This window comes from Kouleothrix sp. 19917, from assembly GCF_057073505.1.
In genome coordinates, this window is the sequence record NZ_CP097099.1 from 2,851,489 (window position 1) to 2,878,163 (window position 26,675).

The 26,675-nt window shown below is 63.4% G+C and carries 19 protein-coding genes; 5 read left to right on the forward strand and 14 right to left on the reverse strand.

What is annotated here, in order from left to right:
• Positions 1-131 precede the first annotated feature (131 nt).
• From M1P90_RS11625 to M1P90_RS11645, 5 genes are all read right to left on the reverse strand, one after another.
• Entirely contained in the window at positions 132-473 is a 342-nt protein-coding gene (locus M1P90_RS11625) for a hypothetical protein (RefSeq protein WP_483702809.1), read from the reverse strand.
• Between the two features lie 122 nt (positions 474-595).
• Positions 596-1,732, reverse strand: coding sequence for a 3-dehydroquinate synthase (aroB, locus tag M1P90_RS11630; RefSeq protein ID WP_483702810.1), 1,137 nt, complete (start codon positions 1,730-1,732; stop codon positions 596-598).
• Between the two features lie 80 nt (positions 1,733-1,812).
• Positions 1,813-5,460 (reverse strand): nSTAND1 domain-containing NTPase, encoded by a 3,648-nt coding sequence (locus tag M1P90_RS11635; RefSeq protein ID WP_483702811.1) that lies wholly within the window; start codon positions 5,458-5,460, stop codon positions 1,813-1,815.
• Positions 5,457-6,722: a hypothetical protein gene (locus M1P90_RS11640; protein ID WP_483702812.1), complete on the reverse strand. Its 1,266-nt coding sequence runs from the start codon at positions 6,720-6,722 to the stop codon at positions 5,457-5,459. The genes M1P90_RS11635 and M1P90_RS11640 overlap by 4 nt, the downstream gene beginning before the upstream one ends.
• Positions 6,723-6,823: 101 nt before the next feature.
• On the reverse strand, positions 6,824-7,828 hold the full coding sequence (locus tag M1P90_RS11645; protein ID WP_483702813.1) for a 2-hydroxyacid dehydrogenase: 1,005 nt from the start codon (positions 7,826-7,828) through the stop codon (positions 6,824-6,826).
• Between the two features lie 127 nt (positions 7,829-7,955).
• On the opposite strand from M1P90_RS11645, the gene M1P90_RS11650 reads away from it, so the two are divergent.
• A complete protein-coding gene (locus M1P90_RS11650; protein ID WP_483702814.1) occupies positions 7,956-8,573 on the forward strand; it encodes a DoxX family protein in 618 nt (205 codons plus the stop codon).
• A 79-nt stretch (positions 8,574-8,652) separates the two neighbouring features.
• Here M1P90_RS11650 and M1P90_RS11655 read toward each other — a convergent pair whose 3' ends face one another.
• The 3 genes from M1P90_RS11655 to M1P90_RS11665 form a co-directional block, all read right to left on the reverse strand.
• Positions 8,653-12,372 (reverse strand): Ig-like domain-containing protein, encoded by a 3,720-nt coding sequence (locus M1P90_RS11655; protein ID WP_483702815.1) that lies wholly within the window; start codon positions 12,370-12,372, stop codon positions 8,653-8,655.
• A 231-nt stretch (positions 12,373-12,603) separates the two neighbouring features.
• Entirely contained in the window at positions 12,604-14,829 is a 2,226-nt protein-coding gene (locus tag M1P90_RS11660) for a GAF domain-containing sensor histidine kinase (protein ID WP_483702816.1), read from the reverse strand.
• Positions 14,830-14,933: 104 nt separating this feature from the next.
• Positions 14,934-16,163 (reverse strand): phospholipase D-like domain-containing protein, encoded by a 1,230-nt coding sequence (locus M1P90_RS11665; protein ID WP_483702817.1) that lies wholly within the window; start codon positions 16,161-16,163, stop codon positions 14,934-14,936.
• A 137-nt stretch (positions 16,164-16,300) separates the two neighbouring features.
• Between M1P90_RS11665 and M1P90_RS11670 the strand changes: the two genes are divergently transcribed.
• The gene (locus M1P90_RS11670) at positions 16,301-16,585 is read left to right on the forward strand and encodes a hypothetical protein (protein ID WP_483702819.1); all 285 of its coding nucleotides are present in this window, start codon (positions 16,301-16,303) and stop codon (positions 16,583-16,585) included.
• A gap of 11 nt (positions 16,586-16,596) precedes the next feature.
• On the opposite strand, the gene M1P90_RS11675 is transcribed toward M1P90_RS11670, so the two are convergent.
• The 3 genes from M1P90_RS11675 to M1P90_RS11685 form a co-directional block, all read right to left on the reverse strand.
• Positions 16,597-17,784 carry an MFS transporter gene (locus tag M1P90_RS11675; RefSeq protein ID WP_483702820.1) on the reverse strand — a complete coding sequence of 396 codons (1,188 nt, stop codon included), beginning with the start codon at positions 17,782-17,784 and terminating at the stop codon, positions 16,597-16,599.
• 191 nt (positions 17,785-17,975) lie between these two features.
• On the reverse strand, positions 17,976-18,419 hold the full coding sequence (locus tag M1P90_RS11680; protein WP_483702821.1) for a tetratricopeptide repeat protein: 444 nt from the start codon (positions 18,417-18,419) through the stop codon (positions 17,976-17,978).
• Positions 18,416-19,318 (reverse strand): MBL fold metallo-hydrolase, encoded by a 903-nt coding sequence (locus M1P90_RS11685; RefSeq protein ID WP_483702822.1) that lies wholly within the window; start codon positions 19,316-19,318, stop codon positions 18,416-18,418. Before M1P90_RS11685 ends, M1P90_RS11680 begins: the two co-directional genes overlap by 4 nt.
• A gap of 167 nt (positions 19,319-19,485) precedes the next feature.
• On the opposite strand from M1P90_RS11685, the gene M1P90_RS11690 reads away from it, so the two are divergent.
• From M1P90_RS11690 to M1P90_RS11700, 3 genes are read left to right on the forward strand one after another with little or no spacing between them, the layout of a single operon-like run.
• Positions 19,486-20,157, forward strand: a complete 672-nt coding sequence (locus M1P90_RS11690; protein ID WP_483702823.1) for a hypothetical protein — start codon at positions 19,486-19,488, stop codon at positions 20,155-20,157.
• Positions 20,150-21,733: a hypothetical protein gene (locus M1P90_RS11695; protein ID WP_483702824.1), complete on the forward strand. Its 1,584-nt coding sequence runs from the start codon at positions 20,150-20,152 to the stop codon at positions 21,731-21,733. The genes M1P90_RS11690 and M1P90_RS11695 overlap by 8 nt, the downstream gene beginning before the upstream one ends.
• A gap of 25 nt (positions 21,734-21,758) precedes the next feature.
• A complete protein-coding gene (locus M1P90_RS11700; RefSeq protein WP_483702825.1) occupies positions 21,759-22,718 on the forward strand; it encodes a hypothetical protein in 960 nt (319 codons plus the stop codon).
• Between the two features lie 174 nt (positions 22,719-22,892).
• On the opposite strand, the gene M1P90_RS11705 is transcribed toward M1P90_RS11700, so the two are convergent.
• The 3 genes from M1P90_RS11705 to M1P90_RS11715 all read right to left on the reverse strand — a co-directional run bounded on the left by M1P90_RS11705 (position 22,893) and on the right by M1P90_RS11715 (position 26,583).
• Entirely contained in the window at positions 22,893-24,521 is a 1,629-nt protein-coding gene (locus M1P90_RS11705) for a GMC family oxidoreductase (RefSeq protein ID WP_483702826.1), read from the reverse strand.
• Positions 24,518-24,928 (reverse strand): gluconate 2-dehydrogenase subunit 3 family protein, encoded by a 411-nt coding sequence (locus tag M1P90_RS11710; RefSeq protein ID WP_483702827.1) that lies wholly within the window; start codon positions 24,926-24,928, stop codon positions 24,518-24,520. Before M1P90_RS11710 ends, M1P90_RS11705 begins: the two co-directional genes overlap by 4 nt.
• Positions 24,929-25,350: 422 nt before the next feature.
• Entirely contained in the window at positions 25,351-26,583 is a 1,233-nt protein-coding gene (locus tag M1P90_RS11715; protein ID WP_483702828.1) for a hypothetical protein, read from the reverse strand.
• Between the last annotated feature and the right edge of the window lie 92 nt (positions 26,584-26,675).

The following is a 26,675-nucleotide window of genomic DNA, read 5'->3' on the forward strand; positions in this document are numbered from 1 at the left end:
CAGGCATTGATAGCGCGCGTATCAAAGCTAAGAAGATTCTCAATTCCCCAGACAAGCCACGAATAGTGGCACCAACAGAAACGACCGCGCACTCCTTGCGAGTACGCGGCCGTTTCTGTGAGTCAGAATAGCTAATTGCCCCGACGCAGCGGTTGCGCCCGCGCTGCCCCAGCAGCTTCGTGCCCATCTTCGGGCGTTTCGCGCAGCAGGTTCTGAATCAGCTGCGCGCTGATCGGCCCATCGCTCACCATCGAACAAATCACGCTGGCGCGCAGCTCGCGCATGTCGCGGGCCAGCACGCGCAGCATCTCGCTGAACTGGATGTCGTACCATTCGCTGCGGCGCTTGAGGTCGTTCAGCTCATCGCGCATTTCGGCAATGGCGATGGCGTGGTGGTCGAGCATGTGCTCAATGCGCAGAAGATGCTCTTCAATGCTGGCAAGTGAATCGGAAGGGTAAAATGAAGGCTGCATTGTCCGCTCCTTGCGAGGGAATTATTAAAAATTCGTAATCTGTGCGCAGTGTAGCACGGCCTCGCGCGCCATTCAAGCGGTACGATGGTCCTTGCAAAGAAGCGTACGTTTTCATATAGCGTTTAGCTGCGCCCCGCAAGCAGGACGTCGTGCACAAGCGATTCGGGCACATCGTCGCGCACCACAGCGTGGCCAATGCTGGTTGGAAGGATCCAGCGCACACGCCCGGCGCGCACCTTCTTGTCGCGCAGTGTGCGCTCCAGCAGGTCTTCCGGGTCCATTTCGGGCGGCAGAGCCGTGGGCAGGCCATAGGCCACCAGCAGCGCGCGCTGGCGCAGCACATCGGCCTCGCCCCACATGCCCATGCGCGCGGCGATCTGCGCGGCCAGGTCCATCCCGATCGCCACCGCCTCGCCGTGGAGCAGCGCGCCATAGCCACCGGCCGCCTCGACGGCGTGGCCAAGCGTATGGCCGTAGTTCAGCAGCATGCGCTCGCCGGTTTCGCGCTCGTCGATGTTCACGACATCAACTTTCACCCTGGCGGCGCGACGAATTACCTCGCCTAAGTGTTGAGTGTTGAATGTTGAGTATTGAGTATTTTGCAAATTCGACTGAGCACCCAAAACTGAGAACTCAGACCTTGCCGCCTCAAGCTCGTCAAACAGGCCCGCATCGCGAATCACGCCATGCTTGATCACCTCGGCCCAGCCGGCGCGCAATTCGCGCGCGGGCAGCGTAGCCAGCGTGTCGGTGTCGCTCAGCACCAGGCGCGGCTGGTGGAACGCGCCGATCAGGTTTTTGCCAAGCGGGTGGTTGACGCCGGTTTTGCCGCCCAGCGCGCTATCGACCATGGCGAGCAGCGTGGTGGGCAGCTGCACGAACGCAACGCCGCGCAGCACCGTGGCCGCCACAAAGCCGGCCAGGTCGCCCACCACGCCGCCGCCGAGCGCCAGCACGGCATCGCGCCGCTCGACATTTCCACCGATCATCCAGTCGTAGCAGCCCGCCACCGTCGCAAGGTCCTTGCTGGCCTCGCCCGAGGGCACGACATGGCTGCCGATGGCGTAGCCAGCCGCGCGCAGGCTGCCCTCGATCTGCGCGCCATAGTGCGGAAACACCGCGCTGTCGCTGATAAGCCAGAGGCGGCCGCGCAGGCCCAGGGCGGCAAGCTGCTCGGGCAATTCGCGCAGCAGGCCAGCCCCAACAAGAATCGGGTAGCTGCCGGCGGGAGTGGTGATCGTGAGTGTCTGGTCGGTCATGGCGCGGCGTTTCCTTCTTCATACCTGCATCGCCGCGCTAGACTAGCATAGGTGTGCCGTGGGGGCAAATAATTTCCCTATCACTGAAAAACTGACGTCGGCAAGGATGTTGGTGTGCGCGTGGGCGTGAGCGTTGGCGGCGATGTTGGCAATGGCGTGAGTGTAATCGTAGCTGCAGGTACAGCGGTGGGAGCACTTTGCAGCAGTGTATCGATCTGATTTGGCGCAAGCGTTGGCACTACCTGCGCGGCGAGCAATTGCTCACCGATATTCAACATCTGGTCTGTGCTAATAGCACTATTCTGCGGCCAGAAGTCACGCACGGTGCCATCGATTAGAGCAACTGCTAAACGCCAGCCATCGGGATTCCACAACGCAGCGCTGATGGGCACATCAGCCGTACTTGGCAATGTTAGAATCAGTGCAGATGCGTTAGTAGCGGACCAGATGCGCACCGACGAATCTACGCTCGCTGTCGCGATGCGCTGACCATCGGGGCTCCAGTATGCGCTATTGACAGGGCTGCCAACCTGGAACGTTTGCGACGCTACGCCACTCGCCACATCCCAAATCCGTGCGGTGCCATCGTCGCTGGCGCTAAGGATACGCGCGCCATCAGCGCTCCAAGCAGAGGTATTAATAATACCTGTATGGCCATCCAGTTCTTTAATAACTGCACCAGTGACCCCGTCACGAATATAGAGCGTACTTCCTGCGTTAGTGACAATCTGTGTTGCGTCAGGACTCCAGGCCGCCCAACTCAAGCGCTCAGAAAATTTAGCGATGATTGGATTTACACTGCCGTCGATTAAATTCCATCGCAATAGCCTTCCATCAACACTAGAGGAGAACAATCGCTTGCTATCAGGCCGCCAAGCTAAGCCCGTAACCTCGCGTGAATGGCCTGATAGTGTCGTAGTTACTTGGCCATTTGTTGCATCCCAGAGGCTAATAGTACCGTCGGCATAACCGACGGCAAATTGCGCGTCATCGGGACTCCACGCGATACTAGTTACAACGCTCTCCTGTGCCTGAAGCGCCTGCTTATTGCGCAAGCCAGCTACACCCTGCGGCGCATTCCAAAGCTCGATCTCAGTTCCACTGGCAATTGCAATACGATTGCCATCGGGGCTCCACGCCATACGTACACGTCGCGTATCCGTTCGAACCGGCAAGTGATTGAGTTGCAGTGCTGTATGGAAATCTTCGGTAAGCGCAGTATCAGCGCTTAAGCTCAGCGCAGCAATCATAAGCTGCAGACGGCGGGCGCGGTCGCTTTCTAATAATGCTCGATCGCGTAATGCAAAAGCGTTAGCCTTGTTGCGCTTGTCCTCTGCCAGAACTTGTAAAGCTTGCGCTGTCTGTCGGGCGACTTCGGCTTCGGCTTGAGCTAAACCTAAGGCAGCCACCTGAGTTTGGGCAAGATTCTGCGCAGCAAGGGCCTCTGCTTGAGCTGTGGAACGTCTCGCAATTTCAGTAGCATTTCCATCGGCTCGAGCCTGAGATGTAGACTGCGCAGCTCTGGCAGTAGCAGCCTGCAGTTCAGCCGCTTGTTGCGCAGTCTGTGCTTGGGCTTGGGCTGTGCTTACTTTTGCAACCTCGGTTGCTTTTGCATTAGCGTTTCCTTGAGCTATATTTCTTGCTTCTTGTGCCTGAACTTGGGCTACGATTGCCGTATTTGCATCAGCACGACTTGTGCCCTGTGCCGCTTCGGCTATTTGTTGCGCAGCCACTGCAACTTCACGCTGCTGATTAGCCTCTAAATAGTTGAAGTATGCATAGATACCCGAAATAACAGCCACCGCAAGCACAGCCGCTAAAGCTAGCGCCGCCCGCCGCAAACGTCGTGCCGAGCGTTCTTTTTCAGCTGCGCGCAGGCGCTCGGCTTCACTACGACGCTCGGCTTCGGCTGCGCGCTCGGCTTCGGCCTCGCTGCGACGCTGCTGTTCAGCGGCGCGCTCACGCTCGGTTTCGGCAAGCGCCTGGGCCTGCACAGCGCGCAGCTGCTCGGCGGCTGCCAAAGCCCGCGCCTGGGCAACTTCACGCTGGCGTGCTTCTTCTTTCGCTTGCTCGGCAGCGCGCTGGGCTGCCTCGTCGGCGAAGCGGGCGCGCAGGCTGGCCCGCAAGAATTCGCGCTCCGCGTCGCCCAATTCGTCGGATGGCAGGCGGAGTGCTTCGTCGAGCAATGCCCCACGCAGCAGCGCGGTTGGGTCTTCACCAAGGTTCTTCCAGCTCTCGGCCGCCGTCAATAAGCGCTGCTGGCTGCGCAGGCGCTCGCGTTCTTCTTCCAGCCAATCAACCAGGCGCCGCCAGTTGCGCACCAGCGCCTCGTGCGCCACTTCGAGCTGCTCGTCGGGCGTGCCGGCGTCGGTCTGGCGCAGCAGGCGCGCACTGAGCATTTTGCCCACAACTTCATCAATGCGGTACGCTGCTTCACCACCCTGGTAGAGTTGAGCACGGCGAATGCGCTTGCTGGTGAATTCCAGGCCAGCGCGCGGCCGCACCATGCGCAGCAGAATGCGCTGCATCGTGCGTTGCAGTTCGGGCGACAAATCTTTATAAAACGCCTCGGCACTGCGCTCCAGTGCTTCTTTTCCACCACCGGTAGCCTGATAAATTTCCCAGGTCACGCGGTTATGGTCACGTAATTCCCACATGCGCAGTAAGGTAAACTGGAGCAATGGCAAGGCCGCGTCGTAGCCCAAAATATCGTTGATTAGCGCATCAACCACGCGTGGTTCAATTTTCAGCCCGACCTGACGGGCCGGTTCTTCAATCGCCTCGCGCAGTTCAGGCGCGCCCATCGGCGTTACGCGCACCTGCGTGCGCTCGAACAGCGACTTAAGCCCTGGCAGCAGCGACATCTTCAGCTCGAAATCACTGCGCATCGTTACGACAACCGTGTGGCGCAGGCCCGGGCTGCGTACCAGGCTGAGAATATTCGCGGCAAACGCATCCATCACGGGTTGGCGCGCGCCAAGCGTAAAAAGTTCCTCGAACTGATCGATCGCAATCAGCGCGGGCTGGCGCGTCAGCGCGCCAACGACTTTGGCAAGGTATAAAGGGTCGGCAAGCATGCCCTGCGTGAGGCGCGTTTCCCAATCAATAATGTTGGCTGCGGCAGGGCGCACGGCGCGCGCGAGACTTATGAGTGGGGCCGAGCCTGGGACAAACGACGGGAAATAATGCCAGTTCTCGCTGCCGAGCACCGCGCCAGCGTGTAAGGCCGGCAGTAAGCCACTCAGCACCAGCGACGATTTCCCGCTTCCCGAAGGGCCAACCACCGCCAGAAAACGCTCCTTGCGGATCAGATGAACGAGGTCGTTGATGCGGTCGCGCCGGCCAAAAAAGCGCTCGTGATTCTGCTCGTCGAAGGCTTTCAGGCCGACATATGGTCGTGGCTCCTCGGGCAGTTCGGGCGCGAGCGTTGGGTCGAAGGGAGCAAGTGTCGAGTCAATAATTTCATCATCAGCGCTGCGATACAGCACCGTCGTCCAGTAGTCGAGCATTCCCTGACACGCGCGCCGCTCATTGTCTTCATCAATGAACTTGCCAGTTTCGCAGCCGCGCCGAATGAACGTTAGCACTTCGGCGCGAAACGCTTCAGAAGCGCGCTCAAGCCGCTCGCGGCGCAGCAAAGCGCCGTGAACAGCACGCAGCTCAGCTGCCGACGAATAGGGGCCGTCGTTCTGCTCGACATCCAGCGACGTGGCTGTTGATTGGCTCACTCAAGCACTCCTATAACGAAGGCAAACGGGCCGCCGACGTGATCAAGCTTGTCACATACTTTTCGCAGTTGCTTGTCGACCTGGAAAAAACGCCGCATTGCTCGGCTGCGATAGCTAATAAACTGCTGCTTTATGACTCGCGCATCCTGGAGTTGGACTGCCTGATCAATTTTATCGGCGTCGTCGCGTAGCTCGCGGGCCCAATCCTCTTTGGATGAACCATAGAGTTCGCCAGCTTGCAGCTTTAATTTATCCCAAAGTGCAACAATATCATCAAGCGAATCGTTCGGCAGGCGTAGCAGGTTATCAATTGGCTGCCACTGTTCATGATCGCTGCTTAAATTTGTAAGTTTCGCGTGAAGTTCGCGGAGCGCAGTCAAACCATCGCCTAAGCGTCCTACAGTTTCTGCGTTAACTCCCACATCGCTGCACGTTCGGTAGATATACTCCATAATATCAACCAACGTACCAAGATCCATGCTTTGCACGGTGCTAATCAGGCGTGCATTGATCGGTGTTGGGTATACATTCAACACACGCCGAATTTGGTCGGTAGCTCGGCGCAGCAAGAGTGTATTCTCGATAGAAAGCGCCTGAAGAATTTGAGAATGCGCTTCGGCAAGCCAATCTATCCATACGGGTGCATTTCGTAGCGTTGGAGCATTGGCGATAATTTCGTGTAATTCGGCAATACAATCTTCAAGGTTATCGGCATATGTTGCTAAATTATCAGCAGAATATTCACGCTCGGGATAGTGCTGCATTTCTCGTTCAATGTTTTCGTAGCAACGAAACTGAATATCGTGCAGTTGATCGTGGAGTAGCTTATACGAACGAAGTGTATCTATTTGCTTGCAGGCGGCCTGGAAAACTGTACGAAACTCAACTGCTGCGTCGTGAATTTCGGGAACTTGCCGCATCAGATCGCGCAGTACGCCCATGCTGTTGTTCAGGCGGCTGATTGTTACACGTGTGCCGAGCGGAGTGTCGCCCCGGCGCGGACCATCATTGCCAGGCAGCTGGCGCAAGCGCTGGGCGGCAAGATCGTTCGGCCCGTCCTCGACTTCAATGCCAAGGCCGACCAACCACGCCTTGATGCGCTGAATATTGGCACAGTGTTCATCGATATCGTTGAGAGTCGACGCGGAGGCATGGGCATAGCCGCCTTGCAACGCAAGCTGTGCAAGGAGATTCGCGAGGGTACGACGATGAGAATTGAGCAGATGCTGCTGCTCGTGGACAACAGGGTCGGCGTTTGACATAGCATATCATCGTACTAAATACGGTCGTATGTCATGTAAACGTTGCGAAAAGAATTTTTGGGAGATGTTTTTGGATGAATTGTTGCAGAGATAGAAAACTGTTATTCAATGCCCACGGTGATCGCGCGCGTGCCCCATAGCTCGGGGTTCGCCAGGAAGCGCGGGCGCTCGTCGTGCAAAGCGGCCAGCAGGTTTTGCGCGGCGATCATGGCCATGCGCGTGCGCGTTTGGGCGGTGGCGCTGGCCATGTGCGGCGTGACCAGGGCGTTGGGCAGGTTGAGCAGTGGGTGCTCGGCAGGGAGTGGCGAGGGGTCGGTGACGTCGAGGGCGGCGAGCATGGGGCGCGTGCCAAGCGCATCGGCGAGGGCGCGGCTATCGACAAGCTGGCCGTGTGCGGTGTTGATCAGCAGCACGTCGGGCCGCATCAGCGCCAGCGCGTCGCGGTCGATCAGCTGGTAGGTGTCGTCGGTGAGCGGGCAGTGCAACGAGACGATTTCGCTGTTCGCAAGCAGCTGGTTCAGGGCAAGATGCGCCGCGCCAGTGGCCTGCTCGATCGCGGGGCATGGCGCGGGGTCGGCATACACAATCTGCATTCCAAAGCCATGCGCGCGCCGCGCAACTGCCTGCCCGATCCGGCCCATACCAACAATCCCGAGCGTTGCGCCGTAGATATCGCGGCCGAGCAACACTTCCGGCCCCCAGCTGCGCCACTGCCCGGCCTTGAGATATTGCACGCCCTCGCCAACCCGGCGCGCGGCCGCCAGCATCAGCGCAAACGTAAAATCGGCGCAGGTTTCGGTGGGAATGTCGGGCGTGATCGTCACCAGCACGCCGCGCTGCGTGGCCGCCCCCAGGTCGATGTTCTCGCTATCGGCGGCGTAGTTGCTTACTGCGCGCAGATTTGGCGCGGCCGCCAGCAGCGCGGCGTCAACTCGTTCCGAAGGGAATGTGAGCAGGCCATCGAGGCCAACGACCTCTTTCATGAGCACTACGCGCGGCGGCGGCTGCTCGCCCGGCCACACGCTCAGGCGCGCGTGCCGCGCCAGCAGATCCAGCGCCGACTGTGGCAGGCGGCGGGTGACATACACGCGCGGGCGTTCGGTCATGGCGGGCTCCTCACAGCACTCTTGGATGTGCGAGCGCCTATGGTAGCAGAGTTTGCGCCAGGATGCAATGATTGCGGCGGCACATAGTTTGCCATAACGGCGGCAGAGACAGAAAGGAGACGGCGCGATGTTCAAGAAATACAGGCGTTCGGCCACCGACCTGGGCTTGCTGCTGCTGCGCGTGAATATCGGCGGGCTGCTGGCCGGCCACGGCGCGCAGAAGCTCTTTGGCGCATTTGGCGGCGGCGGGGTTCAGGGCACCAGCAAAATGATGGAAAAGATGAACCTGAAGCCGGGTGAGCCGTGGGCGCTGCTGGCCGGCGCAAGCGAGTTTGGCAGCGGCGTGCTGCTGGCGCTTGGTTTGCTCAGCCCGCTTGGGCCAATTGCCTCGGTTGGCCCAATGATTACCGCCTGGGCCGAGATGCACAGTGGCAAGCCGATCTGGAATACCAAGGGTGGCGGCGAGCTGCCGCTGCTGTATCTTGCTGCCGCCGCTGCGCTTGGCCTCACCGGCCCCGGGCGCTATTCCGCCGACGAGGCGCTGGGCATTGAGGTACCGAACGCTGTTGTGGGCCTGACGGCACTTGGCGTTGCCGCGGGTCTGGCCACGACACTCCTCACCGCCGAGCCGGTGAAGAAGCCGGCCAGGCCCGAGCCAGCGCAGCAGCACGCGCCCGACGCAACACAGTCGACGCAACCAGAAACGCATGAGCAGGCGACGCACGCGCACGAGGTGGGCGGCTAGCGGAGTTCGTATACGCTGTGTTCATGAAACGCGGCGCGGCCCGAATGGGCCGCGCCGCGTTTGTTGCGCTGAATGCGGTTTATGGCATCGCCGAGGCATCAAGCTTGATGTCGTCCACCGTGATGTTGGTTGCGCTGCTGTTAGTTGCGCCCAGGCTGAAGCGTGTCGCCTGCGTGGTGAAGCTCTGGGTCGCGCTTGTTGCGAACGGCGAGCCGAACGCGCCGCCCACGGGCGTGACATACGCTTCCACCACGGCATTGCCGCTGCCGGCCTTCTGATGCAACCCAACTTTGTACAGCGTGCCAACCGTCAGGGCCGTGCTGGTACCGATCGTGGTCGAGCCGTTGCGCAGCTGCAGCGTGCGGCTGGTCGTCAGGTACACGCTGCCAGCGCTGGTCGAGCCGTTCGAGATCAGCGCAATGCGCGAGCTGGCGGTCGGCGTGGCATTCAGCCGCAGGTAGAACGACACATACAGCTCGTTGACGCCGGCGAAGTCTTCGCGCAGATACCCGCTCGACGAGTTGATTGTTGCGGAATAGCTGCCGCTCAGTGGCGTGCTCGTTTCCAGCGCCACCGTGCCCACCACGCTATCCGCGCCAGTGCTTGCGTCGGTCAGGTTGCCGCTCTCAAACGTCATCGCCTTGATCTGGGTTACGCCGGTGGCGCTGGCCGTCGTGAAGCTCCAGCTTGTCGCGGCCAGCGGATTGCCGGCTGTATCGGCAATGCCCGAGGTTAGGTTAGCCGTGTAGGTCGTATTTACCGCCAGCGCCGCCGAAGGCGCGAGCGTGGCCACGTTCGTGCTGGCGTTATAGCTCACCGTCGCGGCAATCGCGCCGCCCGGCCCGCTCAGCGTGAAGCTCGTGCCGTTCACGCCCGTCACCGCCTCGCTAAAGGTCGCCGTCACGCTTGTGCCCATCGCCACGCCACTCGCGTTTGCCGCTGGCGATTGACTCGTCACGGTTGGCGGCGTGGTATCCGCCGGCGGCGCGCTAGCCGTCGTGAAGCTCCAGCTGGTCGCGCCGAGCGGGTTGCCGGCCGTGTCGGCAATGCCCGAGGTCAGGTTGACGGTGTAGGTTGTATTTGCCGCCAGCGCCGCCGAAGGCGCGAGCATGGCCACGTTCGTGCTGGCGTTGTAGCTCACGTTCGCGGCTATTGCGCCGCCCGGCCCGCTCAGCGTGAAGCTTGTGCCGTTCACGCCCGTCACCGCTTCGCTAAACGTCGCCGTCACGCTTGTGCCCATCGCCACGCCGGTCGCGTTTGCCGCTGGCGATTGACTCGTCACGGTTGGTGGCGTGGTGTCGGCCGGCGTGCTGCCGCCACCAAAGCCGGTTGCGTCGAGTGCAATATCGTCCACCGTGATGTTGGTTGCGCTGCTGTTAGTTGCGCCCAGGCTGAAGCGCGTCGCCTGCGTGGTGAAGCTCTGGGTCGCGCTTGTTGCGAACGGCGAGCCGAACGCGCTGCCCACGGGCGTGACATACGCCTCGACCACAGCATTGCCGCTGCCGGCCTTCTGATGCAGCCCAACTTTGTACAGCGTGCCAACCGTCAGGGCCGTGCTGGTACCGATCGTGGTCGAGCCGTTGCGCAGCTGCAGCGTGCGGCTGGTCGTCAGGTACACGCTGCCAGCGCTGGTCGAGCCGTTCGAGATCAGTGCAATGCGCGAGCTGGCGGTCGGCGTGGCATTCAGCCGCAGGTAGAACGACGCGTACAGCTCGTTGACGCCGGCGAAGTCTTCGCGCAGATACCCGCTCGACGAGTTGATTGTTGCGGAATAGCTGCCGCTCAGCGGCGTGCTCGTTTCCAGCGCCACCGTGCCCACCACCGCGTCTGCGCCAGTGCTTGCGTCGGTCAGGCTGCCGCTCTCAAACGTCATCGCCTTGATCTGTGTGTTGCTGACGGCACTGCCAGTCGTGAAACTCCAGCTTGTCGCCGCCAGCGGATTGCCGGCCGTGTCGGCAATGCCCGAGGTCAGGTTGACGGTGTAGGTTGTATTTGCCGCCAGCGCCGCCGAGGGCGCGAGCGTTGCCACGTTCGTGCTGGCGTTGTAGCTCACCGTCGCGGCAATCGCGCCGCCCGGCCCGCTCAGCGTGAAGCTCGTGCCGTTCACGCCCGTCACCGCCTCGCTAAAGGTCGCCGTCACGCTTGTGCCCATCGCCACGCCACTTGCGTTTGCCGCTGGCGATTGACTCGTCACGGTCGGTGGCGTGGTGTCGGCCGGCGGCGCGCTAGCCGTCGTGAAGCTCCAGCTGGTGGCTGCCAGTGAGTTGCCGGCTGCGTCGGTGATCGCTGGCGCAAGCGAGGCGGTATAGGTCGTATTGGGATTCAGCGCCGCGCTCGGCACTAATGTGGCCGTGTTTGTACTGGAGTTATAGCTCACCGTCGCCGCGACATCCGCGCCACCAGCAGGTGTCAGCGTGAAGGTGCTACCGCTCACACCCGTCACCGCCTCGCTAAATGTTGCCGTCACGCTTGTGCCAGTCGCCACGCCGGTCGCGTTTGCTGCTGGCGATTTAGTCGTCACTGTCGGCGGCGTGGTATCGGCTGGCGGCGCGCCCAGGTCGAGCGTGTTATGCATGTAGTAATATTTGCTCTCGTCGCTCGCCATCACCACCAAGCCCGTCGCTGCACTCACCGTTTGCTTGGTGCTGGTCACATTATTCAAGCAGGTGTAGGTGCTGCTGCTGACAAACGGCGTGCCTTTGCCGCTTGGGAAGCTCAGATTGTCCATACTGGTGGACTTCATGTAGATCACGCCGCAGCTTGTGGGCGAGGTGGCAAACATGTAGACCTTGCGGTTGGTGGTGTCGAGCAGCACCTGCGGGCGCGTCTCATCGTCCCCAACCGTTGCAAAGGTTGCCCAGGCCCAGGTGTTGTTCGGCTTGCGCACCACCAGCCGCAGCAGCGGCGAGCTGCTATTGCCGCCACAGCCAGTATCGCCAAACGAGGTCTTCACAGCGGCGTAAATTGCCCCGCTCGCGTCAGATTGCAACGACTTCAGATTGATATGGTCGTCAGCGGCGCAGGTGGCGGTGTAGATCTGCTCGATCGATTGCCAGCTTGTGTCGGCGTCGCTGTCGCGGTGGTGCGAGAAGTACATCGAAGAAGGAGTTTTGTGGTTGCTCCACAGCACGCCAATGCTACTGCCGTCGTTGTCAGTATAGGCCACCAGCGAGGAAATGTCGTCGCTGTTCAGGGAAGTCGCGCTTGTCGGGCCGGGAACAACAAACGGCGTACCCCAGCTGTTGTCGCTGCCGGTGCTGCGGTTCACATATACTTTGCTGCCCTGCGTGAAGGTGATCCAGAACTGCCCGGTCGAGTCGCGGTCCATCGCCAGCGTCTCGGCACTGCCAGTCATCATCACTGCCGGGAAGCCACTGTCGAGGCTATAGGTCTGCGACGCTGAGCTGTAGCTGTAGCGCGAGAACTGGCCCTGGTTGTTTGTATCGAAACGCACCAGCGAGGCGATATACAGCTTCTTGGCTGCGTCGTCCCACAGCACGTCGGCACGCGAGGTTGGGCGGCTGTCGATCACAGTACCAGTATCGGCCCACTGGCTGGGCCAGTTGAGCTTGTAGATATGCCAGGTGCTGCTGCTGCTATGGTACATCACCGCCCACCAGCGGCCGTCGTTATACCACAGCTTGCTCTGCGGCTTATCGGCGGTCGGGTCGGTGCCCGGCGCGCTGCCGAACGGGAAGTCGACATACCCGACATTGGGGTTGGCCGCGCTCACTGGCGCGCCCACCAGCACTGCGCTAAGGCATAGCAATGCGATAATAATTGCAAAAAGGCGTTTCATGTGCTCTCCTGGCGGGGCATGGCCGTGTCCACTCTTCTCTTGGTATTTCCGTGCATGATACCTGAATCAAGCGTTGCTTAGGCTAACAGTTTGTTCATCCATGCCGCGTCAGCATAACACCTTGGTCATCATACTACCGCTCTACATTTTGCGTGTTCATAGCAACGCCCAACGAAAAAACGCCAGCTGCGCAAAGCAGCCGACGTTTTAACCGGATGTGGTCGAGCGAGTTTACCGGGTACGCTGAGCAGCTGCCAGCGCGGCGTTCAGCGCATCAATATCGATCGGCTTCGGCACAATATGGTCAACACCGCGCCCACGCGCTTCGTGCGGGTCGATCTGAGCGCCCCAGCCACTGGCGAGGATGGTGGTTGTAGTCGGGTCGGTCGCGCGAACGGCGGCAAGAACTTCCCAGCCGGTCATGTCGGGCATGCCCAGGTCGGAAATGACGACATCGTACCTGCCGGGCGCGAACTGCTCAAGCGCGCTGCGGCCGTTGGCAGCACAATCGACACTATGGTCGTCGAGCCGCAGCAGCTGCGCCATGGTGTCGCGCACGCCAGCATCATCTTCCACCAGCAGAATACGCAGCGGTTGCGGCGCAATAGTAACAGATGCGGCCTGCGCGGCCTCGGGAGGTTTCTCGGTGGCCGGCACGCTCAGGCGGAAGCGGCTGCCGCGACCCGGCTCGCTTTCCACCGTCAGCTCGCCATTGTGGCGCAGCGCAATACTGCGCGAAACCGCCAGCCCCAGGCCAGTGCCGCGATTGGCTTTGGTGGTATAGAAGGGCTCGAAAATACGCGCGCGCACCTCGGGCGGGATGCCGTGGCCGGTGTCGGCAACGTCCAGCCAAACCACGCCGTCTTCCACGCCCGATGTCAGCAGCAGGGCACCACCATGCGGCATGGCGTCGACGGCATTCAGGATGAGGTTGGTCACGACTTCGCGCAGCTCGGTGGAGTTGCCCAGCACATCCGGCACTTCCCGCAAATCGCAGCGCACGTCGATCACCACACCTTTGCCGATCATATCGCTATGCCAGCGCGGGCGCGTCAGCTGCACCACATCGTCGCCAAGCTCGGCAAGGTTCACATAGGTCGAGTGCTGCTCGGGGTTGGTGCGCACAAACTCCTGAATGCGCCGCACCGTCTGCGCGCCATCCTGCGCCGCCTGAATCACGGCGCGGCGCGAACGTTCTGACTGCCCCGGATCGCCGGATTTCATCAGCTCCATGTGGCCAAGAATAATTGCCAGCAAATTGTTGAAATCGTGCGCCACACCCGAGGCCATTTCGCCAATCGCCCGCAGGCGCTCGGTTTGCAGCGTGTGCTCCTGGGCCATGGCCAGCTCGGAGTAGGCTTGCTGCGCCTGCGCGTACAGCGAGGCATTGCGGAATGCCGTGGCAATATGTGGCGAAAGCGAGTTCAGCAGCGCCAGGTCGATGCCGGTGAAGCTGTTTGGCTCGCTGCGCATCAGGCTGAGCATGCCCAGGCACTCGTCGCCCGACATAATCGGAACATGCACCAGCGAACGCAGATACTCGTTATTCAGTAGCGTGTAGCTATAGGCAGTCGGGCTGAGCGACAGATCGCTGACATAGTGCAGATAGCCCGAAGCAATCGCAAAGCGCGCTTCGGTTTCTTCCACCCGCACCTCGCTGCCAACATCAACCGTGGTTTTCGCGCCCATAAACCAGAGCGCGCGCAGCGTCAGGGTTTGGCGCTCGGCGTCGTAGCTGGCCAGGCTGACGCGCTGGCAGGGCACGGCGCGGGGCATTTGCGTCACAATCGTCTGCAGGGCAGCGTGCTGATCGAGGTTGGCCGAAACAGCAGTCGAGATTTCATTCACCAGGGCAAGCTGATCGGCGCGGGATTGGAGCGCGGCATAGAGCTGATCGAACTCGGTGCTGTTGCGCTGGCTGGTTTCGATGATCATCGCCGACTGCTTGGCCAGCGCCATCAGCGCCTCGATATCGGCGCTGCGCCAGCGGCCCGGGTCGTCCATGAAAATCTCGATCGCGCCAATCGCCTGCCGGTTGCTGATCAGCGGGATACTTGCGCACGCAACTTCTTCATTGGGGTAGGTCGAAATGGATGCCTGCTCGGCAAAAGTATCGCTGAAGATCAGGCAGCTCTGCTGGCACGCCAGCGCGGCCGGGCTGCTGCCCGATATCGGGTGCTTGCTGTGTGGCTCGAAGCCAGTGATCGAAGCGCCCGCCCGCAGCACCAGCTTGCTGCCCTCAGTGAGAAAAATGTGCGCCGACGCATAGCCAAGCGACACATGAATTTCTTCGGCGAGTGTCTCGAGCAGCGCGTCCAGGGCGCGAATTCGCGATATCTGATGGATGATCCGCAGCACGGTTGCAAGTTGGTCGGCACGTTCGCGGCGGCGGTAATTGGCACCCGAACCCAGTGGAGGCGATGTTTGAACCAGGCGCGGTTCAGTCAGATGTGTCATGGTGAAGTGCTCCGATGCGGCGAGAACGGATCGGCATGGTTCACCCATTATCGCAGCCGGGCAGGCAACACTCAATAACTCAAGCGTCCTGAACTGAATCAGTATCATAGCAGCGGGCGCAGCGGGCGCAGAATCTGTTCGCTGGCCCAGCTCAGCCACGAGCGTCTTTTCCAGCGTTCGGGCGTGAGATCAAAGGCGTTCGACAGATCGATTGAGAAGATGTGCTCCATATCGGCGGCAAATTCTTCATCGAGCAGCTCGATATTAATCTCGTAGTTGCCCGCCAGGCTGAGCCGGTCGAGGTTGGCGGTGCCCACAGTCGACCACCTGCCGTCGATGGTGGCGGTTTTTGCGTGAATCATGGCGTGCTGAAAGCCAAAGATACGAATGCCGTTACGCAGGCAGTCGTCGAAGTAGCCACGCGCCAGCCAGTCGGCGGTGACGTGGTTGGATTGCCAGGGGATGAGCACGCGCACATCCACGCCGCGCTGCGCCGCCGCAATCAGCGCCGAGAGGATCACGCGGTCGGGGATGAAGTAGGCGTTGGTGAGGTAGATGTGGTGCTGGGCGCGCTCGATCGCTTCGAGGTACATGCCGCGAATCGGGAAGATCAGGCGCGCCGGGTCGTTGCGGTACACGCGAATGCACGGCGACCACGGGCGCTCGCCAATTGGCGGCATGGGCGGGCGATGCTCGCGGTTGTTGTTCCAGAAATCGATAAACGCGTGCGCCAGATCGAGCGCGGCCGCGCCACGCAGGCGCAGGTGCGTATCGCGCCACTCGGTTGCGTAGAGCTTGCCGATGTTGAAGCCGCCAATAAACGCAATTTCGTCGTCAACTATCAGCAGCTTGCGGTGGTCGCGCGCATAGCGGCGTGGGTCGAACAGGTACCAGGGGCGTTCGAGCGTGCTGTATTCGAGCACATTGATCGTAGCGGGGAAGCGTTTGAAGCTGGCCGGCACGACCATGTTCGCGAACCGATCGAAAATGACATAGACCTGCACGCCCTCGGCGGCCTTGCGCGCCAGCCGCTCCTTGAAGGTTTCGCCAAGCGGATCGCCCTTCCAGATAAACGTTTCGAGGTAGATCGTCTCACGCGCATTATCGATTGCCGAGAGCATGGCATTGTAGAGATCCTGGCCGTAGGTGTAGATGCGCACGTCGTTGCCATCGACCTCGGCGATCTGGCGGCGCTCGTGCGGGAAGGCCGGCGGCGGCGCGCGGCGCTTGCGCCATTCGCTGATAAACACCAGCACGCTAATAATCAGCGACTGGACTGCTACCAGCCCAGCCAGAAACCAGAGCAGCACGCGACGCCAGGCATACGGTATCATTGCTTTTCCTTGTTGCTGTGCCCCTGTGCGGGCAGATTATTATACCGCAGCAGGACGCCGCTGCGAACGTGGTATAATCACGCGACACTCACGCACTGGTGGGGGAGCTGGGTTGCGGCCCGCATTGCTGGAATCGAATGGATCAAGCGTTTTTGACCGTGGACGTCGAGCGGCGCGGCTATGGGCGCCGTTATACCGATCTGCCCGTCGATACGCTCAGCCGCGAAGGCTTTGCGATCGACTGCACTGGCGCGTATATGCGCCCCGAATGGTTTGATATTCGCGCAGGCGATATTGTGCGCTGGCGGGATGGCGAGCGCCGCGTGCAGGGCACTGTCGAGTCGGTGCGGCGCGAGGGCGAGTGGGTGCATGTGGTGGTTGGGCAGGTTTCGCCGCTGCCACCCGAGGCGTTTTACCCCTAGCCCTCTGGTTCTCATTCCGCCTCGCGCACGAATGCCCAACACACCCCTACGCCTAGCAGCGTGGCCGCTGCGCTGAGCAGGCCGGTTGCGCCAATCCCCAGCCCGTGCCAGATCGGCTCGGCAAGCTGCGAGCCCGTCGCGCGGCCCAGCCCCGTCATGAGCACGCTGAGCGACAGCACGGTGCCGCGCGCGGCTGGCGCCAGGCCCGAGGCCAGCGGGAAGCTCGACACAATCGCAAATTCGTAGCACAGGTCGAATAAGAAGATCAGTGGAAGAAACAGCAGCCAGCTGCCGTCGCTCAGCGGCAGCAGCGCGGCGCACGCGGCGGTGAGCGCGTAGCCCACCAGCACGGCGCGCTTCTTCCCGACCCGGTCGACCAGCAGCGTCGAGCCAAGCGAACCGCCAAGCTCGGCCAGACCCAGCAGCGCAAAGACCTGCCCAAGCTGGCCTTCGGTGGCAGCCAGGCTGCTTTTGGCCCACGCGCCCTGCACCACAAACACAAGGTCGACGCCCAGCGCGGCCAGAAAGAGCAGCGCCATCATGCCCGCTACACTCACGCCGCGCAGCGCGCCCCACGCCAGGCCCGGACGCGCCACACCGGGCGCACGCGGTGGCGCGGGTGGCAGCCCAAAGCGCACCAGCGCCAGCGAGCACAGCCCGGCCAGCAAGATCACGCCAAACGCCCAGTGTGCGCTGCCGGTGAACTGCACCAGCTGCATCAGCGGGGCCACGCCCACCAGCGCCGCGCCCGCCCACGATACTTCAAATACACCTAAGGCCTGCCCGCGCCGCGCATAGCTGGTGCGTGCGCTGATGTATGCCTGCGCCGAGGGCTGATACAGCGCCACCGCCAGCCCGATCAAGGCATAGCCCGCCAGAAAGCCGCCGAACGAGCCGGCCAGTGCGCACAGCGCCGCGCCCGCGCAAAACAAGGCCAGGCCCAGCGCCATGATCGTGCGCTCGCCGCGCGTGTCGGCCAGCGCGCCGCCCAGCGGCCCAGCGACCGAGGCCAGCACCTGCACGGTGATCAGTGCGCTAACGGCGTACAGACTGACATGCAGCTGCCCGGCCAGAAAAGGCTGCAGCGGGTACACAATCCGGTAGGCGACGTTCAGGCCCAGGCGGCCCAGCGTCACCGCCGCAAGCTGGCCGGCGGTAAGCGTATCGGCGCCCGGCTGCGCCACTGCCGTAGTTTGCACAAGAAGCTCCCGTAGGGGCAAGTGATTGACGATTGACGATTTGCGATTTGCGATTAGGACGACGACCGGGAATTTCACCACGGAGGCACGGAGAGTTTCAGGTTAGAAGGTTGCAGGTTTGCAGGTTGCAAGTTTGCAGGTTGCAGGTTGCAGGTTACTGCCAACTGCTGGCTGCCAACTGCCGACTGCCGTCACGCCTCATCCCCGCCCTGCTCGGCGTGGATCATCGCAATCTGGCGTTCGGCCTCGCCGCGCCAGAACGGGTCGTGGGCAAGCTCCAGGTAGCGCTGCAAATCGGCCAGCGCCGCCGCCTGGTCGCCATGAAAGCGCCGGAACAGGCCGCGCTGCAGGTAGGGCGCATCCCACTCGGGCGCGAGGGCGCTGGCACGCGTCAGGTCGGCCACGGCGGCGGTGTAATCGCTCAGCTCGCGTCCGCGAATCAGGCCGCGCCGGTAGTAGACCAGCGCAAAATCGGGCCACAGCTGCAGCGCCCGGTCGAACGAGCGAATGCCCGAGCGAAAGAACGACTGGTTTGCGCCGCGAATGCCCCAGTAGCACCAGCTCAGGCCCCAGGCATACCACCAGTAGGCCAGCGCGCGGCGCAGCGGCGAAACCGATGCAGGCGACTTGCTCATTCGGCCCTCCCGGCAACGTGCTGCAGCATCATGCGAATGGCGGCCTGGTGGCCGGGGCGGTAAAAGCCCGCCAGCGCCTCGGCATCCTGTTCGAGTGGCACCGCCGCCGCGTAGGGAAAGCCCACCAGCGCCTCGACATCCGCGTCGGCGGGCGGGCGGGCCGGCACGCCCTGCGCCAGCGCCGCGCTGCAATGGTGCTCAAGCGTGGTGAAGTAGGCAATGTTCTGTTCCAGCACCTTGGGACCGGCCGTAACGGGCGCATGGCAATACAGCGCCACGCCCGGGTCGAGCGCGGCCATGCGCGCCAGCGACTCGCTGATCTGCGGCATGGCGGCGGCCGATTCGGCAAACGGAAACGGCAGCTCGGCCGCGTCGCCAGCCAGCAGCGTGGCGATCTGCGGAATAAAGATCGCCATGTGGTCGGGCTGGTGGCCGGGCGTGGCGAACAGCTGCAGCGTCAGGTCGCCGCCCGTAATCGCCAGCGAGTCGTCGAACAGGATCGTTGGCGGCGTGAGCAGCACATCGTCGAAGCGCCCCGGCTCGGCGGCACGTTTGGCTGCCAGCTCCTTGCGCGCATCGCGGTGGCGCAAACGCGCCGCGCAGCGCCGGCTGGCGATGATCGGTGCCTGGTAGGCGGCATCTGGGCCGGCAAACACATGGTTGCCCCAGGCGTGATCCCAGTCGGCGTGCGTGTTGACGACCAGCAGCTGGCGGCGGCCCTGGTGCTCGCGCGCAATCTCCAGCAGCGCGCCCGCCGTGGCAGCATTGATCATCGTATCCACAATCACGGCGTAGCGCTCGGTCAGCACAATAAACGTATCGACCAGCGTACCGCAGGCGCATACGAGGATGCGTGGGTCCCAGCCCTGGTTCGGGCGCACCGTCACACTATCGGTCATCGTTCCTCCTGCGTGCAGGCAGCAGCGCGCCAATTTTTGCCAGGCGCACGTTTTACTCTATAGAACCCGGCCATTATAGCCGCCTTTTGCGTTGCGCCGGGCACGCAAGATCATCATGCTTCACGCGCGTGCTACAATGCGCGCAACGCCAGCAGATAAGGAAGAATATGCCCAGCCAGGAAGATATCGACGCGACGCAGTCGCTGCTGCGCACGCACCGCCAGACGCTCCAGCTGCTGCTCGACCAGCAGGCCAAGCTGGGCGTGTACGCGCCGCCCGGCGTGCTGATCGGCATTGGCGAAGCGCGCCAGGCAATTGGCGAGGCCAAGGCCGCGCTGCGCGACTGGGGCGTGGCGGTTGACGATCTGCCCGCCGACGCCGAAAACGGCCCGGCCACGCCCGCCATGCCGCTGGGTGGCATCGCGCCGGCTGGCGACGTGATCATTGGCACGGTTGGCGCGGGCGCGCAGGGCGTGGCAATCGGCAAGCAGATCACGCAGAACATTGGCGCTGCCAGCAACCCCGCCGACGACCGGCGCGCAATCGAGGCGCGCGTGCAGGACTGCGAGCGAGCACTTGGCGGGGCCAGCCTGCCCGATGCTGTCGCGCCAGTGGCGGCTTTTCAGCTGCGGCTGCTGGCTGGCGAGCTGAGCAAGGTTGGCGGGCAGGCCACCCCCAGCGCCAGCACGATCTCGCAAGTTGGCGGCTGGCTGCGCGACAATGTGCCCGAGCTGCACGCGCCGCTGGCCGCACTGTTCAACGCGCCCGAAACGCGGCGGGTGCTGCGCCGCGCCGACGCCCTGCTCGACACCTGGCTGAACGAGCATTTCGGTGGCTAACGCGCCAACCCCGCCGCCCGCCAGCGGCTGGCGCGCGCGCCTGCGCAGCTGGCTGCCGCGCCGCAGCGCCGACGTAATTATTGCGAACGTTGGCGCGGGCGCGCAGGATGTGGTGGTTGGCAAGAACATCCTGCGCATCGGCACGCTGGTCATTCCCGCGCTGCCGGCCGTCGTCGCGCTGGTTGCGCTGGTGCTGATTGCGGCGGCCGGCCTGTGGTTCTCGCTGGTTCCCGCAACCATGCCCGACGGCTATGTGAATATCGCCATTGCCGACTTCGGCCAGATCGACGCCGACGGGCGCATGCGTGTGACCGCCGACAGCCAGCGCGTGGGCGAAACGCTCTTCGCAACCGTGCGCGACGAAGTCGCCCGCCTCGCGCCCGATTATCGCGGGCAGGTCTGGCACGACAGCATGAGCTTTCTCGAAAAGCGCGGCAGCATCGGCATGATCGGCGGCCTGACGCCCGAGCTGCGCTCGCCCAGCGCCTGCCAGCGCGCCACCAATCTTCACGCCAATATCATCGTGTATGGCGCGCTCGACACGCGCAGCACACCCGCGCAGCTTTCCATGGAACTATGCGCGCGCAACCCCAACCGCGACCGCGACGCCGGCACCTACGACGAGTTGCAGCAGTTCGACCGGCTGGGCGGGCCGCTGACGGTAATTCTGCCGCTGCAAGACGTGCAGGGCTCGGTGAACGCGCCGCTGCGCATACGCACAACGCTGGTGGCGAAACTGGTGGTTGGGCTGCGCTACGAGCTGGCCGACGCGCCCAACTATGCGGCCAACATCCGCCAGGCGTTGGGCGTGTTCAATGAAGCGCTGGCCTACCTGCAAGCGCAAGATGGCGCTACAACTGCCGAAAATGGCGGCGATATCGTGTACTACTTCATCGGGCGCGAGCATTTTCTGCTGGCGCAAGACCCCGCCACGCCCGCGAGCGACAAGCCCGCCGAGCTGGAAGCCGCCCGCGCCGGTTTTGCCCGCGCCGTCGAGCTAAACGGCCAGTTTGGCCGCGCGCTGAACGGGCTGGGCGGCGTGTATTTCCACCAGGCCCAAGCGCGCCCGCCAGCCGAGCGATTGCAAGGGAATGAGCTGGCTCAGGCGCTCGACGCCTACACACGCGCGATTGCAGCGGCGCAAGCACGCGACGACACGCTTGCCCAAGCCGAATCGCGCATCGCGCTGGCACTCACGCTGCGCCTCCAGGCCGAATCGCTCATGGCGCAGGCCACGCCCGACAACACCGCCGCTGCCGCCGCGCTCGACCGCGCCGGCAGCGAGCTGGATGCGGCAGCGCCGCTCTTGCCAGCCGCGCAGAACCGTATGCGCGGCGTCGCAGCCATGGCGCGCGGCCTGGTTGCACACCAGCGCGCACAATTGCTGGCGCGGACACGAGCAAAAACTGCTGCCATTCGCGCCGCATTCCAGGGCGCAATCGACGCCTACGAGCAGTGCATCAGCGCCGGCATGGCCGACCCCGGCGATCTGTTTCTGAAGCGCCAGATCGTCGATTTTACATGCCGGCCCCTGCGGGAAAGCGCCCAGGCTGCGCTGGGGCGCCTGCCGCAATAATTGGGAGGGAAGAGAAGGAGAAGCCATGCGTGCCACGACGATAGGACTATTGCTGGCCCTGGCCGCGTTGGCGCTGGCCGGGTGCAGCGGCGCGGAGCTGAGCAGCGCGCCCACACCTGCGCCGCAGGTCATCACAGTGGTGGTCATCGCCACACCCGAGCCGCCCGAAGCCGCCACCGACGCGCCGCCCGAGGCCAGCCCCGTGCCCGATCAGCCAACGCCCACGCTTGAGCCGCTGCTGTCGAACACCATTCCCGGCAACGGCGGCCAATTCGACTCGCTGCCCTTTGTGACGACGGCCAACGATCCGGCGGTTGGGCCGAACAATGGCGATGGCATCGAGAGCGTGACGTTTCAATTTTATGGTCCTGATGGGAGGCTAGTATTCGAGCAGACCGAGCGCAACGCGCAGTTTTGCGCCTTTGGTGGCGGCGATAATGGCGACGACTGCACAAGCTGGATTTTCTCGCAGCACGGCAATCGCTTCCCAAACGGCAATGAGGCCACGCCGGGCGGCTATACGCTGAAAGTGACGGTGCGCGGCACGCGCGGCCAGGTGAGCGAGGAAGAACGCCTGATCACGCTTGACCTCGACACCACGCCCACACCGACGCTGGAGCCGCTCGTTTCGAACACCTTCCCCAGCGGCACCGAGTTTGGCGACGACCTGTTCTTCCAGGCGAATGCCAACGACCCGGGCGTGGGCCAGAATGACGGCGACGGCATTGCAACGGTGAAATTCGAGATCTTTGGGCCGAATGGCGACCTGGTGCACACGCAAACCGAGCGCAACTCGCTGTTCTGCGCATTCGGTGGCGGCGACAACGGGCAGGATTGCAACCACTGGGTCTTTTCCGAGCACAACAACCAGTGGCCCAACGGCACGCCGCTCGAAAACGGCGGCACCTACCGACTTGTGGCGACTTTCACCGCTACGAGTGGGCAAACCAGCACGCAGGAGCTGACGTTTACGATTACGGTGTAGCGAGCAGGAGTCAGGAGTCAGAAGTCAGAAGTCAGGAGCGTTTTGGCATTCTGAAGCCTGCGCGGGTAATAGATCGCGGCATTTGACCTACGCACTACGCACTATGCTTTCTGGTGCGTAGTGCGTAGTGCGTTTACCCTCGCAAAAAGGGCTGTTTTCTTTCCAGAATTGCGCCTATGCCTGCGCAAGATGCTCGGCATTCCGGAACGCCAGCGCCATGATCGTCAGCACCGGGTTGAAGCCGCCATTCGTGACATGCAGCGAGCCGTCGGCAACATACAGGTTGTCGTGGCCGTGCACGCGCCCCCAGCCGTCCGTCACCGAGCTATGCGGGTCGTCGCCCATGCGGCACGTGCCAGCCTGATGCTGCCCGGCGCTAAGCTGCTGGCGCGGCTGCTTGCCCCAGGTGCGCGTCGCGCCGGCGGCACGCAGCCACTCCTCGGCGCGCTCGCCCATAAAGGCGGCGGTGCGCACCGTTTCGGGGTGCGTTGCGCCCGAAAGCCGCGCCACCGGGATGCCCCAGCGGTCGCGCACACGCGGGTCGAGCGTCACGCGCGCGTCGGCGCTGGTAATTTCCTGTACCGGCCCGGTGATGCGAATCACGCGCGTGTAGTTTTCGCGCATGAAGCGCTTGTTCTCCGCACCCCAGCGCGGCAGGTCGGGCGGCAGTGAGCGCGCCCAGAAAATAATCGGCAGCACAATGAACTCATTCGCCAGCATGCCCCCGCCGATCAGGCCGTCGTTGCCGTGGTTGAAGTGGGTGGTTGCCGCCGAGACGCCCGGCCCAATGCCATCGTACACCTGCTCGGGCAGCAGGCCGAACTTGCCGGGGTAGTAGTGGCCCTGCAAATTGCGCCCAACCTGATCGTTCTGGTTGCCCAGGCCGTCGGGGTGCTGCGCCGAGCGCGAGTTCAGCAGCAGGCGCGCCGTTTCAATTGCGCCAGCCGAGCACACCACCACTGCCGCGCGCGGGCTGTGGCGCTGGTCGTTCGCGTCGTAGTAGGAAACGCCAATCACGCGCCCATCCGAGTCGGTGTCGATCCGCTCGACCATCGCGCCCGTCACAAGCTCGCAGCGCCCAGTCGCCAGCGCGCGCGGAATGAGCGTGTTGTGCGTGCCGTTTTTCGAGTCGCTCGGGCAGGCAAAGCCAACGCAGTGCTGGCAGTTGATGCAGGCGGCGCGGCCCTGGTAGGGCACCGAGTTGATCAATACCGGCACGGCCAGCGCCGGCCAGCCCAGCGCCGCCGCCCCTGCGCGCATCACCTCGCCCTGGCGGTTGTTTGGCACTTGCGGCATGGGGTAGTCCCTGGCGCGCGGCCAGATACGCGCACTGGCGACGCTTTCGCCAGCCACGCCCACTTCCCACTCGGCGCGCTCGTAGTAGGGCGCCAGCTCGTCGTAGCCAAACGGCCAGTCGGCCAGCGAGCTGCCCTTCGGCACGCCATAGGCGCTGGCCATCGCGAAATCGGTGGGCAGGAAGCGCCACGCCTGCGCGCCATACACGGGCGTGCCGCCACCCACCGAGGCCGCGTTGCTGTTGTAGCGGTCGTCGTGCGGTGGCACCGTGGCTTCTTCGCCGCTCAGCTCAACAAAGACGCGCGGGTTGCCGGCCAGATCGGGGCCGGTGTTGTGGCCGTAGCGTGTGAAGCGATGATTCCGCAGGTGGTCGCGCGGCTCGTTCGCGAAGCTTTTCGGCCCGCCGCGCTCCAGCAGCAGCACGCGCTTGCCGGCCTCGGCCAGCACGCCAGCGGCCACGCCGCCGCCCGCGCCCGCGCCCACAATGATCACATCATACTCGTTCATCCGCGCACCTCGTAGCCAACCATCCGCCACGAAACCTCGCCGCGATTGCCGTGGTTGCCGGGGTCACTGTAAAAGCCCTCGGCAGCATGCGCCGCCGCCGCCGCGAAAAACGCAGCCGGGTCGATCGGCCAGTCGGCAGCAACCGCGCCGCGCTCAACGCGACTGAGCAGCTCGTCCTGCTGCTCGGCGGGCAGCTCGGGGAAGCCTGGAGCGCCGCCTGCGCGGGCCTCGGCGTCGAGCGCATCCAGCCCGGCCTGGTAGATCGACAAAATTGGCCGCAGGTCGCCGGCAAGCTGGTGAAGCAGGTAGTCGCCCGCGCCAGCCTCCCAGCCGCCGGGGAAATCGTCGGGCGGAACGAGCCGGTCGATCAGCGCTTGCAGAATCGCAAGCTGGCGTTCGTTGAGCATGGTGAGTCCTTTGCAGCAATCAGGATTCGGCAGTGGGCATTGGGCACTCGGCAGTTGGCAGTTGGCAGTGGGCAGTAGCCAGTTGGCAGTTGGCAGTGGGCAGTAGGCAGTAGGCAGCGAACAATAACCGTTCAACTTGTAACCTGCAACTTTCAAACCTTTAACTCTCTGCGCCCTTTGCGCTCTTTGCGGTTTGTTCGTCCTTCGCCTTTCGTCCTTCGTCATTCGTTCTTCGTCACCAGCGCCCTTCGATACGCGGCTACGCCGCACTCAGGACGCTATTTCGGTGTCAATCGTCAGTCGGCGTTCGTCATTCGTCGTCCGTCCAGCCTGCAACGTTCAAACCTGCGAACTTTCAACCCTTTGCGCCCTTTGCGCTCTTTGCGGTTTGTTCGTCCTTCGCCTTTCGTCCTTCGTCATCCTCATGGGATCCACCCGCGATACACATACAGCCCCAGCAGCAGCAGGTTCAGCGCCGCGCCGGGCAGCGCCACCAGCCAGAAGCGCCGCCCGCCCCCCTGGCGCTCGGCCAGCGCGGTGTAAAGCGGAAATGCCAGCATGATGTGGCGCGGCAGCGCCATGTACGGGTCGATGTCGCCAATATAGTAGCACAGCGCCAGCCCGACGATGCCCAGCACATACAGGCGCTCGAGTATGTGCATGCGCGGCAGGCTGATCAGCGCCAGCGCGGCCAGCGCCAGGCCCAGCAGCAGATTGATCAGCAGGTGGTAGTTCGGCTCCGAGCGCATGATCAGGCGCACTTCGTCGATCAGCAGCTCCCACGGCCAGGCGATCCGCTGGCCCGCCACAATCCCCGCCCGCGAGACCAGCAGCTTGTGCACGAGGTCGAGCGGGCCGCTGGCGCTTTCCCACACCGCCGCGTCGCCCAGCGCCAGCGCGCGATACACCACAAACGCGCCGTAGGCTGCCGGCACCAGGCCCGCCGCCGCGATGTCCCACAGCCGCGCCCGGCCCGCGCGTGCCGCCAGCCACGCGCCCCACACGAGTGGCAGCGCCAGTGCCACGCCCTGCTGGCGCGTCAGGGTCGCCAGCCCGGCCAGCAAGCCGGCCAGCCACCAGCGCTCGGCGCGCATGGTGTAGAGCGCGCCAACCGCCAGCGCCAGAAAGGTGCTTTCGGTATATGGCGCAAGCAGCACAAAGCCCGGCGGCAGCAGCAGAAGCAGCAGCACCGTGCGATCCGCCAGCTCCGCGCCGGCGAAACGCGCCACGTAGCGCGCCAGCACCACGCACAGCGCCACCGTCGCCAGCGAAGAAACGACAAGCAGCGCCAGCGGGCCATTGCCACCCAGCAGCGGCGCAAGAAGCGCGGCCAGCAGCGGGTAGAGTGGGTGGAAGTTCGCGGTGTTCTCGGCCACGGTGTAGCCGTGGTCGACAATCGCCGCGTAGAGGTTGGCGTCGTAGCGCATCCAGGGGGAAACGAGCACGCGCGCCAGCCACGCGCCCAGCGGCGCGGCACCCGGCAGCATACCCACCTGCTGCTCAAGCGGCTCGCGCGGGAAGGCCGCGCTGACGGGCAGCGCCACCAGCGCGCAGGCCACGCGCAGCAGCGCCACGGCCAGCGCCGCGCCCGCCAGCCGGCCCAGGCTGGGCCAGCGCGATGCAGTTGTTGGTGGCTGGGCAGTGGGAAGAGCCATCGCGCCTCCATTGGGCGTGGGCGGGCGAAGCCGGGCAGCGCTATTGTACACCAGCCTGCGCCACGCGCTGCGATGCCCCAGCTACGAACGTG